We start from the raw sequence: 13,677 nt of genomic DNA, 5'->3' as shown, positions 1-13,677 counted from the left end.
TAATAAGGTTTGAACATGAAACTCAATCTACTCGTAGCCGCAATGGCTGTTACCTTACCAACTCTTGTTATCGCTTCTGATTTAAATAATGGCGTTGATTATCCAGTCCCTGCCGATAAATTTGATATGCGAAACTGGAAGATCACTATTCCTTCCGATATCAATGAAGACGGAAAAGTGGACGAAATCGAGGGTGTGGCGATGCTGAGTTATTCACACAAAGACTTCTTCTTCTTGAACGAAGAAGGCAACTTGGTGTTTGAAGTGCAGAATAAAGCGGTAACGACAAAAAACTCGAAGAATGCTCGCTCTGAACTACGTGAAATGCCTCGTGGCGCTGACTTTTCTATTCAAACCGATGATTTAGCAAACCATTGGGCTTTATCGAGCCACCCTCAGGCTGCTAAACACAGTCGCGTAGGTGGAACGTTGGAAGCGACCTTGAAAGTGAACCATGTTTCTGAACACGCCAAATTTCCAGAAAAAGGGCCTGCTCATTCTGTTGTTGTCGGTCAAATCCACGCGAAAAAAATTGATGCAAGAATAAAAGAGGGTAAAGGTTATGGACATGGAAATGAACCCATTAAAATCTTCTATAAAAAATTCCCAGAACACAAAATGGGCTCTGTATTTTGGAACTACGAGCGTAACCTAGCGAAGGAAGATCCAAATCGTATTGATATTGCATATCCAGTATGGGGAAATACTTGGGATAACCTTGAAGAACCAGGCCAAGCAGGTATCGCTCTTGGTGAAGAGTTCAGCTACAAGATAGAAGTTCAAGGAACTATGATGAACTTGACGTTTGAAACAGAACGCCACGAGACAGTGACTTATTCCATAGATCTCAGTAAGGGGATTGATAGTAAGGACTTTGAGCATGGCTACGCAGAAGACATGTTCTATTTTAAAGCAGGAGCTTATGGTCAATGTAGCGTCAGTGAGTCTCACCCTGTGTGGGGTACAGGATGTGCGGGCACCGGTGATTTTTCAGTCGACAAGAAAAACGGTGACTATAACAGCGTGACATTTTCTAAGCTCAAGCTAAATCAAAATTGAAACTAATAGAAAGCTAAGAGCTACTCGATTTCTACTTAAGCCTCATCGATTTGATGAGGCTTTTGTTTTCAGTGGAATTCTTTAAAAGGTAAGAAACAAGATAGAGCAAGCAATCACTGGGACTGGCTTGAATTTAGAGTATTGTGTTGAATTTTGTTCTTCTGAAGAGGTAAAAAAATAAAGCCAGGCTCGAAAGCCTGGCCTAGTATCAAGTGCTACAAAATAACACTAGAGTTGCTTTGAATCGATGTTATCGAAATATGCTTTTGTTGAAGCACCACTTGTGTCCCCTACGTAAATAGTTAGCTGTGATGGTGTATTCGTTGCGTCTAAGCCTGTTTCGGACTGGCTTGGCGCATCAACCGTTTTTCCATTAATAGAAACGTTAATCTCATCACCATCCCAAGCTAGGGACATTGAGTTCCAAGCGTCAGTCGTAATAGTGCCTATTTCTACGTCATCTGATCCTGCTTCGGCTTCAACTTTACCACTGCCCGAAATTCTCAATTCGTAGTAACGATCTGAGTTGTTTTTACCTGAGCCAACATTAATGTATGTAGTTTTTTCGTTGTCTGACGGAATGTAAACATCGAATGACACGCTACCGTTTGATGTTGCTCCGTTTGAAAACTCGCGCGTAACGTATGGTTTGTTGGTCGTATCTGTGTCGGATATTAGCAGAGAGTTAGCGCCGCTCTTTGATACGTCATCACTTACTACAGCCACGGACGTCAAGGTGGAGGAGTCATCAGCAACCGTATTGTATTCTTTCCAACTAGAGTTTGCTGAACTGATATTTGTTCCTACTGGGTATGAGTCAAAGTTTTCACTCACGTCTTCTGACGGTTTATCAGGATTAGAACTTCCGTCTGAAATGACAACCGCTTCGCTTGATGCACTGTTGTAAATTGTCGCGAGGTCTAAGCCTGGAATGTAGTTGTCAAAATCCTCTTCTAGAACCAACACTTCAGAGCCCGAATCACTAGAGTAAATCTTCAAGTTGTCTGCATTTAATTCAAAGTTTGTAGTGTTGCCATTATCACCTAGTCTCAGTGATACATAGGTTACAGCGGTGCCATCAGCGACAGGTAACATTTCACCTATTTGTTTACCGTTAACCGAAAAAGAGAAGAAGTTTTCTATCCAACTGACTTCTATCGCGAGGTTTTCACCTAACTCAAACGTGTCGCCTGTTTCCGTCAAGTTTCCACTTGCATCGCGGTATTTGATTTTGCCGTTTTCAAATGCCACTTCGCCATGCAAGTTGGAATTCGAGGTTTTTGCTGCATAAAATGAGATGTAAGCATTGTCACCAGAACCGTCGGCTTCCTGTTCTGTTTCTTCATGATGCTGGTAAGTTAGATCTACAGTTAGTCGGCCTGTTGAAATTTCTGAAACACTCGTTGAATCAGACAGCTTGATTCGTAACTCACCGGTGTCTTCTTCTGTTCCACCTTTATTGGTATCCAAAATTTGTACGACGTTGTTATCGCCAGCGTCATTATTTGCCGCTGCAACTGCATCTTTCACCGCATCGTTTTCTGATTCATCGTTACCGGTGAAGTTTCCGTCATTTGTCCCTGAGATGGTTAACATGCCGTTTGAAACTTCATAAGTCCCTGTTAACTCGGTAGGGTTACCTAGATCGCTCTCGTCATAAAGGTTGAATGTAAGCGTCTCTGTATCTTTATCTTCGGTATAAGTTGAAGTGTAGATTGTGTAAGTACCGAAGTTATCATCATCGTTATAATACTTTTGCGTACCGTCTTCAAAGACATAGACGTTTGGCAGGTCGTGCTCATCATCGGATTTCGCCACAGTGGCTGGTGTTGAAATATCCCACATACCTTGGCTCAACTCAGACTCAGTTTCTGTTGGTGGGGGAGCCGATGGTGCATCCCTTAAATCAGTGTTACATCCGGTTAACAAACCTGTGGAAATAGCAATTGCTGCTGCAATTTTTGTTACTTGCATGGTAGGTACTCACTTCTATGTGTTTTTATTTATGTAATATTGTTAGACAAATAACTTCTGTCATCTAGATGGTTTTATCAATAGAATGATCCGACTCACACTAGATACAATGATTGCTCACTGAAGTGATGAATAAGTCACACAAAATAGTTGAATATCAACATCAATAAGAGCTGAACGTTTATGAGGTTGAGGGCTTTCTTTATAGAGAAACAGCAAAAACTACAGGTGATTTAGGAAAGAAATTTGATTTCACATCAAGATTTTTTATTTTAAGTCATTGAAATTATTGTTGTTTGTGTTTTTTCTAATCTTCTTCTTTATCATATGAAACGAGTTAAAACATTTCTCTGTAAGTGATGTCTACAAAGGTCGTTTTAGAATCAGACATAGCTAATACTTTTGAATATATAATAATACAAATTGTCAGTTGAGGGGCACTTACATGATTAATATCACAGAACTCTCATGATGAATTAACTAGTATTTGTCATACATTAATTCAATAGTGTTGAATCAAATCCAGGGATTTAAGTGGTATCCCAAAAAATATATACAGAGAGATATAATCATGAAAGCAGTTACAACAATGTCCCTATTCGTTGCTTCCACATTAATGGCGGGAGCGGTTTCCGCAGCAACTTTAGACTATCGCGCAGAATATAAGCATGAGAGTGAAACTTATGCCCAACGTATCAAAATTAGTGGTAGTTCTAAAATTAACGATCAGACCAAACTGAACTTTGGTGTTGAACAAAAATTCCATAGTTACGACAACTCTCATTTTTGGGATCAACTCGTTGCTGGTGATTCTGAGTTTGATTGGGGAGTTCGCTACCAAATAAATAAACAATGGTTTATCCAACCAGGGATGCCTATTACTTTTGGCGATGATGACGAAAAAACCACTTATAAACCACAAGTTCGTGTTGGTTACAAATCCTCTTTTGGCTTAAGTACCGCTTTACGTTACCGACACGAATTTCAAGTTTATTCAGATGGTGCAGGTAACAAAACACTAACGGATGGTACTTCGGTAAGCGTTGCTGGGAAAACAGTTGAACAAGGTAAGTGGACACTGACAGGCTCTTACGATATGCGTCAGTTTGATAACGAGTACCTTGATAACGTCAAGCTGAGCTATGAGATCAACTACAACAAAAACTATGACGAAGTGCGTTTATCTGATTGGAAAGATTCTGAGTGGGATGCTGGCTTAATTGTTGGTTACCAAATGGGAGATTTCCGTCCTTACTTTGAATTGTGGAATGTCAAAGGTAAGGATGGTTCAACCACGGATGACCGCCAATTGAGAACACGCCTTGGCCTTAAATACAGCTTTTAACCCGAGTGTTATTGCCTAATTGTTGTTACAGCAAAAGAGCTGTTAATTCATTTTTATATTGTAGGTGTTAGATTACATGAAGCATATTTTCTTCAAAAGCTTGTTAGCTTCTTCTATTTTACTTGCTGTGGGCTGTAATAGTACGGCGACCATGGTAGATCCATTTCCAAACAACCAAGAAACTGGTGCTGATATTCTGACTCCCGTTACGATAACGGCGAGTAGTCATGATGGTAATGTTCCAGAGCAGTTGTTTGACCAAGATATTATGACACGCTGGTCAGCAAATGGTGATGGTGAGTGGGCGATGTTGGATTACGGCTCGGTTTATGAGTTCGACGCAATTCAAGCCTCGTTCAGCAAAGGTAACGAACGCGTCAGCAAATTTGATGTTCAGTTTAGTACTGATGGTGAAAACTGGGTGACGGTTATTGAGGGTGCGCAAAGCTCTGGTCGCGCACTTGGCTTAGAGCGCTTCCAGTTTGAGCCTGCAGTAAAAGCACGCTATGTTCGTTACGTTGGCCACGGTAATAGCAAAAACCAATGGAACTCAGTTACTGAGTTAGCGGCAGTTAATTGCGGAATTAATGCCTGTCCGGCAAGTCACATCATTACTGATGACGTCGTTAACGCTGAAGCGGCTATGATTGCGCAAATGAAAGCGGAGCAAAAGGCACAAAAGGATTTACTCAAAAAGAATCGTAAAGGCGACTTTGGAGCACCAATCGTCCGTCCTTGTGAAACGACTGTGACGTGTGATCTTTCTAAAGCGATGCCTTACCCTACGTTACCGAAAGAGCCACTCGCTACAAATGCACCGGGTGAAAACTTTGACTTAACACGTTGGAAACTGACGACACCTTTCGACCATGACAAAGATGGTCGTGCTGATGATATTGATGAGTGGGACTTGGCTAACGGCTTCCAACACTCTGATATATTCTACACAGCAGATGATGGCGGAATGGTATTCAAGAGCTATGTGAAAGGCGCTCGAACTTCTGAAAACACTAAATACGCGCGAACTGAGTTACGTACCATGCTTCGTGCTGGTGATAAGTCTTACAGCACAAAAGGTGTAAATCCTAATAACTGGGTATTCAGTTCTGCACCAGTTGAAGATCAAAAAGAAGCGGGTGGTGTAGACGGTACGCTTGAAGCGACTCTGAAGATTGACCACGCAACCACAACTGGTCAGTCGCATGAAGTTGGCCGCTTTATTATCGGCCAGATTCATGACAAAGATGATGAGCCAATTCGTCTTTATTATCGTAAGCTACCAGACCAACCAACAGGTACAGTTTACTTTGCTCACGAAAAAACCAAAACTGGAACAGAGGATTACTACAGCTTAGTGGGTGATATGACTGGTGAAATCGGTGACGATGGCATCGCGCTAGGTGAAAAATTCAGCTACATCATTGATGTGAAAGGCAACACAATGACAGTTACGGTAAAACGTGATGGTAAAGATGATGTTGTTCAAGTCGTAGATATGAGTGACAGTGGCTATGACGAAGGTGGCAGATATATGTACTTTAAAGCCGGTGTCTATAACCAGAATATGTACGGTAATCCAGATGATTACGCACAAGCTACTTTCTATAAATTAAAACAATCTTTTGGTAAGTACCAAGGCTAGTTCTATCACTTTTAGTTGATTGAAGTCCTTTGCCCTCAGCTTTGTAGCTGAGGGCTTTTTTTCTATAGAAGAATAAAACAGCTCAAATATTATTTTAATTGACATAGATAAATTAATTTAAAAATTTATCACCATAGATAGGTAATAATTATTGATTGCTTTTATCTTATGACAATGTTTATTTTTAAGTGCGAATGTATATTAGAGTAGTTTAATTGGTTAAATTTAAAATAACTCAGCGTTAGGGTAGATAAATATCTCACGAAACTATAGAAGCTGTTTTTAAGCTGCCTAAGTGGAGGTTGATTTATATATTTATCGTAGAAGGAAACACTATGCGTGAAGCGAGTTGAATTGTGGTGTTCTAAAAGAAGAGGCCACGAGAAAATAAATTTCCCGTGGCGGCAGTATGAGCTTTGTTCGTTGCTTTAGAGCAAAGTAGCAAGCCTATTGCTAAGAGATTGAAATGACTATTGATGAAGAGTGCTCAAAGCACTAAAGCTCACATCAAAGATTTCTCCTCGATATGCATTATCAGGTTTAAACTGAGGGTAAATTCCGGCTTTGAAGTAAAACGCAATATCAGGCGACGCCCATCTTTCAGTAAGAGTATAGGACTTGTTGTTAGCGGTGTCTGAGTATGCTTCTCCCCACTTCAGTGTGTGCGAGACCATATTACTGCCATCTGCATCGTAGGAGGCTAAAAACAGTCCTTCCTTATCGGCACGGATCGTATATTGCCAGTCTTCGTTTACCGCGTAGGTACCAAGCTTAACGCTGAATGCGTTGCAATCAGTACAGTCTTTGTTGTTATCAAGTTTGTAGTTATCGTTCAGAATAACTCTGACTGGCTTATTGTCACCTTCCCAAAGTAGCTTCACGAGTGCTTGGCTGATTTTCCAACCATGTATCTGGCCTACCACGACTTTTGGTAATTGACCGTCGATTTTAGGGTATTCGTTAATTCTTAGTGTTGCGTTTAGCGTATGCGAAGTTGCACCGGTACGACTATCTTCAATATACCAACTTGTCTCTTCATCGCTGGTGCTGCAATCCGGGGAGTTAGTACTGATGTAGAGCTCTCGCAATTCTGAACGGATGTAACTGGAGTTGGCCGTTGACGTGCCGTAACCCATATCGGCGCGGAAATGCATGCTACCGTCAATAACATTGAAGTATGATAAATCAATCTCGCGTTGGTAAACGCTCTCTTCGTTAGACAGAAGATCTTTACTTGAATTACAACGCTCAGGCTCTAATTCAGCCGCGCTGTCACCGCCAAAACCATACCAATCATTTTTGCTTGTAGGAATGGTTAATTTCCAATCGTCAATATTCCAAGCTATTGAATCAGTATGGTCAGTTTTGGTTAGTCCTAACTGCTTAAATTGTACCTTTGCTTCACCGTTTTCAAACTGGTTATAAACTCCGGCTTTAAAGTAGCTCAGGAGGTGCTGCCAGTAGGATACATCTACATTTACCTTTTGCTCATCGTTCACTTTAATGGTTAATGTGTTTTCTCCGATTTTTACTTCGAATCGCGTGAATGCCTTGAGATCGGCTTTTCCTAAGTCATAACGATCATATGATGTTGCATAACAATCTGATGCGCTAGAAGGTAGACTGCAATCTATGGCATTGTTCTTTACTACCGCCCAGTAATGACCAGTGATACTGTTTCGTTCTTGTTCCCAAACGATTCGTAACAAAGGGTGTGGGATAGCACCTGTACCAGAAGTATCTGTGCCTTTGTTATGAATTTGCAGGAAAGTGACTTCATCATGGTTTGCAGGGGAGCTAGCCATTGTAAGGTTAATCTCTGGTAATCGAACATCTGCATACAAAGTTCTAAAGACGCCTTGTTCTGAAATGTTGAAGTTTTCTCGCTCACGAACTTCTGAGCGCATTTTGTAGTTCGACATTTTAAAGACAAGGTAATTGGAATCCTTTTCTGCGTAAAAGTGGTCACTCTTATAATCCGAGAATGCTCCATTTTTGACGTCACTGGTTTTATTTCCCTCCTTCCCGTTGGGATCTGATACTTGTAAATCTGAATTACTCAATATGTTTTGAAATTTTGCTATTGAGTATGGTGCTACATGCTCTTGGTGTGGAATATTTGGTTTATCATCTTGGCTTGTAGGGGAGGTATTTCCTCCACACCCTATTAATCCAAGCCCAGAGAAGCTTATTAGAAGCAATTTAGTTGATTTTATAAACACAGTAGTACGTCTCTTACACTATTTAATATTTGTAATACAATATCATTTTAGTGTTGTTGGGGAGTAGTTTAGTCATAAGTTAAATAGTAAAAGTGTTAATTAAATCTCAGAAGAGTTCTATATCTATAAGTGGTGTCTTTGATAAGGCGTAAGGTTAAGTTATGTCTGTTTTTCCTAAGAGTTATTAACGGTTTTACTATGATTAAACGCTAATTGATAAGCTCATGTAGAGTCATGTAAACAATCAAAAAAAGCCGAACATGACGTCCGGCTTTGAATTAGTTCCCGATTTTTACATTAATTTTTAGTGACTAGCTAAAGATTAAATTTGTGCGAATGCGCCTTCCCAAGTGTAACTCACACCGTCGAACTCAACGCGATGTGCCGCGTTCTGCTTGTCTTCGTCTAGGTTGCAGATAGCGAAGTGGTAAGCGTTGCCTGTGGTAGTTTGCAGACGAATCACGGTACCCACTTCGTTGTTACCAACGACGGTTACTGACTCTACTAGGCCACGAGCGCCAACCGATGCTTCGATAGACTCGTTGAAGTAACCGTGTGTCTCTAATACAGAAGCAAACACGTGGTTCTGACCAGATTGACGTAAGATCAGTGCTGGTTCGCTCTTCAAGTTGAAGTCTGGATCATTTGCGCCAGTGCGAGTGAAGAACACTTTGCCGCCGTTTGTTGCGCTTGTGATTAGCGAGTAGTAGCTGTTGTCGTGCAACCAGCTTACAAGTGAGCTGCCTTGAACTTGGCCTGAACCCACATTCCATAGATGTTGGTAGCCGTTGTCTTCGCCCATTGGGCGTAGCGTGCTTTCTACATCGTATTCAAAATCCGTACGGATGATTTGACCAGAGTAGTGCACTGGCAGGTCGTATTGGTGCTCTTGATCTGCTTCGATACGGTAAACATCAATCACAAGTGGTTTTTCGAATTCTGGCAATTCAGCAAGAATGATGCTGCGCTGCATGTCTACACCGTTGTAGTAACCAGAAATACAACCGCTCATGCCTTGCAGCTTTTCATCATCAGCTTTGAAGAAGTGCTTAGAACCGAACTTGGTTTCTGCTAGCGCTGTGTCGAAGTTATTTTGCGTCTTTTGGTCAACCGTTACTGTGTTGTGCGCGACCGTCTGCTTACAGTAAGACTTGTTCTCTGGGATGTAACGACCGCCAAATTTAGGCTCAACGTTCACCCAGCGACCAAAGCCGTAATCGTGCAGCACTTCATGACCGCGGTTAAATACGCTCAGGTGTAAACCATCGTAGTGACCGTGGTCTAGCGCTGAATGGTACTGGTGATCGGAGCCGTGCTGACCAAACCAGATAAGCGCCATTGTGTCATCATCTTGTTCGTCACGGTGACGAAGAATGCTTACGCCGCCTTTTTCTCCTTCTGGACCGTCTGTTACGAATAGGCTACCCCAGTTGAATGGTTTGATGTTGTCTGCGGCTGCAACCGCGTCAGACAATGTTTTACCTGAGATATGAACCCAAACATCTTGCTGGTGGTCTGCCATGCCAAGTAACGTTTCAGACTGCTCGTAACGGTGGAAACATACTGACGTTGCCATGATTACTCCTTCATCGTTGATCGAAATCGTCTTCGATGAATCGTTCAATGCTGGCAAAGTACCATCTGGGAATGCCGTCTTAAATACTGCGTAAGACGTGGTCTTGATGACCGAGTCGTTGAACTCGTAAATACCAAGCTCAGGCTGACGACGTTCAATCGCTTCTGCGAATAGGTAGATTGGACGCAGCGAGAAACGGTGGTAGTAAGGACCTTCCATGTAGTAGCCATCTGGCGAGAACAGTTGGTCTAGCTGAGCTAGGAAGCCACCGCTCACTTTGTCCAGTTTCAAGCCGTAAAGCGCTTTGTCTACTGCATCTTGATCGTTGATTGCGTAACCACAGATACCTACTGCTGCTACCGCCCACAGACCGTGGTTGTGTACGATGTCGAAGTCGTGACCGTAAGTGACTACGAACAGCTCAATCATTTGTTTGAACAGGTCGTTTTCAATCAGTGTTTTTTGCTCTTCTTCCAACGTGTGGTAAATGCAGCTGTACGCACAAGACGCGTATAGCATCCACATGTTCTCGTTCAGAGTTTGGTGGAAGATCTTACCCGGAGGGTTAGAGTCACGGCTGGTGTTGCTCTCTAGCGTCGGGTAAACCTTCGCATAAGCCGTTAGCATATCAACGATGTAATCGCGGTACTTCTGCTCACCAGTGATAAGGAATAGGCGACCCGCTAGATCGATGTGAATGTAGTTTTGCTTGTGGCGGTTGTGCTCGTAACCGCCGCCTTCGCCGTGACCAGGAACTTCAATGCCGACCTCGGCCATGTAAGCGTCAGTTTGTTTGATGTCACGTGCTAATGCATTTCCTAATAGGCTATCCGTGCCAAGTGCTTTGCTTAGTTCTGCCGCTTCTTCAAAGTTCATTAATAGCGGTTGGTAAGACTGGGTTTGGTAGCTCATTATTATTTCTCCTGCCCGAGTGCGTTCACTTCTAGAGAGTAGAAGCCATTCCAGCTGTAGGTTTTACCGTTCATTTCTACTTGGTGTGGGGTTTGGTCGTCAGCGCCTAGCACATTGCTGATCATCACAGTAACTAGTGATTTTTCAGTCGTGATTTCTACGATGCTGCCAACGGCGTTGTAACCCACGACGCGGATATCTTTCACCTGACCACGTGCATTCACAGACTGCTCAAACTCTTCGTTGAAGTAGCCGTGTGTTTCTAGCACAGAAGCAAATAGCGTCGATTCGCCCTTGCTGCGTAGAATGAATGCCGGTTCGCTACGTAGGTTAAAGCTTGGGTCATTGGCGCCAGTGCGAGTGAAGATCACTTCATTATCTCGCGTGTTCTCATCGACAATAGCTTTCGCGCTGCTGCTTGTGCCTAACCAAGTGTAGTAGGTGTTGTTTTGTAGCCAGCTAACCAGCGCCGTATCTTGCACTTTGCCGCTTGCTACTTTCCAAAGGTGTTGGTAACCGAAGTCATCGCCAAGCGTGCTCAGTTCACCAAAGGTTTGGTAATCGAAGTTAGTACGTACGATTTGACCATCGTATTGATGAGAGTAGTCGTACTGATGCCCGCCTTCACCTTCGATGCGGTAAAGGTCTAGCAATAGCGGTGCTTCAAGCTCATCTAGGTTAAGCATGAACACACTGCGCTGCATGTCTGTGTTCGGGTAATGGTCGTTCGCAAACGCGCTCATACCGTTGATTTCAGTGCCTTCTACTTTAAAGAAGTGAGGCAAACCGTGCACTGAATCAGCGCGGTCTACATCGAAACCATTCTGACATTGCTCATCAATCGTTACCGCGTTGTGCGCGATAGTTTGACGTGCGTACGATTTGTTTTCGTCTAGGTAACGACCGCCGAATTTAGGCTCTACATTTACCCAGCGACAGAAGCCGTATTCACGCAGCACTTCTTGACCACGGTTGAAGAAAGTAATGCCAAGCGTATCGAAGTTACCATGTCCCATACCGTGTTGACCGTAGTTCATCACAAGCTGTGACACATCACCGGTTTTATCCTGCATACGGATAAAGCCTTGTGCACCGTTGTTACCGGTTGGACCTTCGTTTAGTTCCACACTTGGCCAGAAAGGCATGCCGATTTCACGGTCTGCGACGGCTTTATCGTAGGCTTGAGAAAGCTCAAGACCACATGGGTGCATCCAAACGGCATTTTGAATCTTCGCCATGCCTAGGATGTTATCGTCTAGACCGTAGTGCTTGCTGTAAACGCTCACTGCAACTTGAACACCCATGTCGGTAATGCTCATGGTACGAGATGCGTCGTTTAGGGCAGGGAACTCACCATTCGGATAAGCCGTTGCCAGCATCGCTTGTACTGTGTTGCCAATCACTTTGTCTTTGTAGTTGTAGATGTCTACTTCAGGCATGTGACGGTGTACTACTTCTGCAAATACACAAGTTGGACGAATCGCATAACGATGGTAGTAAGGGCCTTCCATGTAGTAACCAGAAGGGGCGAACAGCTGTGAGATTTGCGCTAGGAAGCCGCCAGTATCATCACGGTCTTGACCGTATACCGACATCTCTAGATATTCAGGTTTGCCAATGGCTAGGCCACAAATACCAACAGCAGCAACTGCCCAGATGCCGTGGTTGTGAATACGGTCGAAATCGTGCGCGTATTTCACTGTGAACATGTCTAGCATTGGTTCGAAAATGCGCTCAACAACGGCTGTGCGCTCTTCTTCTGTCATCACTGATGCCACGCAAGAGTAAGCAAGGCTAGTAAACATTAACCAACAGTGTTCATTGAGGATCTGGTGGAAAAGACGACCTGTTGGGTTAGTGTTTTTCTGTACGTGGAAATCAAAAGTGAGGTACTTCTCTGCGTAAATAGCGAGAAGATCTTTAACGAACTGCGCGTACTTTTCTTCTTGAGTGATCAAGAACAAACGACCCGCTAAGTTCATGTAGGTATAGTTTTGTTTGTGGCGATTGTGCTCGTAGCCACCCGCTTCGCCGTGACCTGGTACGTCTAGAGGCAGACGCATGAAGGCTTCAAGTTCCTTGCGATTCGCTTCAATGGATTTGCCCATTAAGCTCGGCTTTCCGACTTCCTTTCTTAGTAGTTCGACTTCTGCTTCAGTCAACAAAATCGGTTGTGTAGTCATTTCTTTACCACCCTCAGATGAAGTGTGTTGTTTTCTTAAACTTTCTGTAAAGTAATACAATATTAGATTTGGTTGTAGTTTTTGTGGCAAAAAGGGAGAGTGAAATCACGCGAATTTAGCTAACCCATTGATTTATATTGTTGTGGTAATCCTTGTTGTGACTGATGTTTCGGCTTTATCAATCGTTAAGTGGAATGCTTTAACGAGCACCGTTTGATGAATATCACATATTTTTAGATGTATTGTATTACAATTAAAATAGATCGGATATGCTCGTTACCAATTCGACAGCAGACCCTTTCGCTTTTATCAATACGACGCTTTTTTAAGAGAACCTTTTAATAAAAGCATGCTTAAGAATGAAGTGCCGTAGGGTTCGCTTTAATAGAGACTTTTTAGGAGTATGACGATGAATTCTTTCTTTGTATTAGATGAGAACCCGTGGGAAGAGCTAGGCGGCGGTATCAAACGTAAAATTGTTGCTTACACAGATGACCTAATGGCAGTTCACCTATGTTTTGATAAAGGCGCGATTGGCGCTCCACATACTCACGAAATCCACGATCAAATCGGTTACGTAGTACGTGGCAGCTTTGAAGCGGAAATCGAGGGCGAGAAGAAAGTACTAAAAGAAGGCGACGCATACTTTGCTCGTAAGCACATGATGCACGGTGCGGTTGCACTAGAGCAAGACAGCATTCTTCTAGACATCTTCAACCCAGCACGTGAAGATTTCTTAAAATAATCTATAGCGCAACCTCAGT

Annotated in this window: 8 protein-coding genes; 4 read left to right on the top strand and 4 right to left on the bottom strand. The window is 42.9% G+C overall.

Annotated elements, in window-relative coordinates; translation table 11 throughout:
* Positions 1 to 15: 15 nt before the first annotated feature.
* Positions 16 to 1,059, top strand: a complete 1,044-nt coding sequence (locus tag R7O13_RS04715; protein WP_318303156.1) for a polysaccharide lyase family 7 protein — start codon at positions 16 to 18, stop codon at positions 1,057 to 1,059.
* Between the two features lie 228 nt (positions 1,060 to 1,287).
* Here R7O13_RS04715 and R7O13_RS04710 read toward each other — a convergent pair whose 3' ends face one another.
* Complete coding sequence (locus tag R7O13_RS04710; protein WP_033906977.1) at positions 1,288 to 3,033, bottom strand: hypothetical protein; 1,746 nt, start codon at positions 3,031 to 3,033, stop codon at positions 1,288 to 1,290.
* A gap of 571 nt (positions 3,034 to 3,604) precedes the next feature.
* On the opposite strand from R7O13_RS04710, the gene R7O13_RS04705 reads away from it, so the two are divergent.
* Both R7O13_RS04705 and R7O13_RS04700 read left to right on the top strand, forming a co-directional pair.
* Positions 3,605 to 4,378, top strand: coding sequence for an oligogalacturonate-specific porin KdgM family protein (locus tag R7O13_RS04705; protein ID WP_017634227.1), 774 nt, complete (start codon positions 3,605 to 3,607; stop codon positions 4,376 to 4,378).
* A gap of 76 nt (positions 4,379 to 4,454) precedes the next feature.
* Positions 4,455 to 6,020, top strand: a complete 1,566-nt coding sequence (locus R7O13_RS04700; protein WP_017821221.1) for a polysaccharide lyase family 7 protein — start codon at positions 4,455 to 4,457, stop codon at positions 6,018 to 6,020.
* A gap of 470 nt (positions 6,021 to 6,490) precedes the next feature.
* On the opposite strand, the gene R7O13_RS04695 is transcribed toward R7O13_RS04700, so the two are convergent.
* The 3 genes from R7O13_RS04695 to R7O13_RS04685 form a co-directional block, all read right to left on the bottom strand.
* Positions 6,491 to 8,242: a polysaccharide lyase family 7 protein gene (locus R7O13_RS04695; RefSeq protein ID WP_262637947.1), complete on the bottom strand. Its 1,752-nt coding sequence runs from the start codon at positions 8,240 to 8,242 to the stop codon at positions 6,491 to 6,493.
* A 322-nt stretch (positions 8,243 to 8,564) separates the two neighbouring features.
* The gene (locus R7O13_RS04690; protein WP_318303152.1) at positions 8,565 to 10,730 is read right to left on the bottom strand and encodes a heparinase II/III family protein; all 2,166 of its coding nucleotides are present in this window, start codon (positions 10,728 to 10,730) and stop codon (positions 8,565 to 8,567) included.
* A gap of 2 nt (positions 10,731 to 10,732) precedes the next feature.
* The gene (locus tag R7O13_RS04685; RefSeq protein ID WP_318303150.1) at positions 10,733 to 12,913 is read right to left on the bottom strand and encodes a heparinase II/III family protein; all 2,181 of its coding nucleotides are present in this window, start codon (positions 12,911 to 12,913) and stop codon (positions 10,733 to 10,735) included.
* A gap of 409 nt (positions 12,914 to 13,322) precedes the next feature.
* Here R7O13_RS04685 and R7O13_RS04680 point away from each other — a divergent pair, with 409 nt between their 5' ends.
* On the top strand, positions 13,323 to 13,658 hold the full coding sequence (locus tag R7O13_RS04680; protein ID WP_005450851.1) for a cupin domain-containing protein: 336 nt from the start codon (positions 13,323 to 13,325) through the stop codon (positions 13,656 to 13,658).
* Positions 13,659 to 13,677 lie beyond the last annotated feature (19 nt).

This window comes from Vibrio sp. Y176 (genome assembly GCF_033438945.1).
The sequence above is the reverse complement of the archived record's forward strand: the minus strand, read 5'-3'. Positions and strand labels throughout refer to the sequence as shown.

Coding starts and splice junctions, on each gene's coding strand:
- R7O13_RS04680 (WP_005450851.1), top strand. CDS start 13,323: ATGAATTCTTTCTTTGTATTAGATGAGAACCCGTGGGAAGAGCTAGGC.
- R7O13_RS04715 (WP_318303156.1), top strand. CDS start 16: ATGAAACTCAATCTACTCGTAGCCGCAATGGCTGTTACCTTACCAACT.
- R7O13_RS04705 (WP_017634227.1), top strand. CDS start 3,605: ATGAAAGCAGTTACAACAATGTCCCTATTCGTTGCTTCCACATTAATG.
- R7O13_RS04690 (WP_318303152.1), bottom strand. CDS start 10,730: ATGAGCTACCAAACCCAGTCTTACCAACCGCTATTAATGAACTTTGAA.
- R7O13_RS04700 (WP_017821221.1), top strand. CDS start 4,455: ATGAAGCATATTTTCTTCAAAAGCTTGTTAGCTTCTTCTATTTTACTT.
- R7O13_RS04685 (WP_318303150.1), bottom strand. CDS start 12,913: ATGACTACACAACCGATTTTGTTGACTGAAGCAGAAGTCGAACTACTA.
- R7O13_RS04710 (WP_033906977.1), bottom strand. CDS start 3,033: ATGCAAGTAACAAAAATTGCAGCAGCAATTGCTATTTCCACAGGTTTG.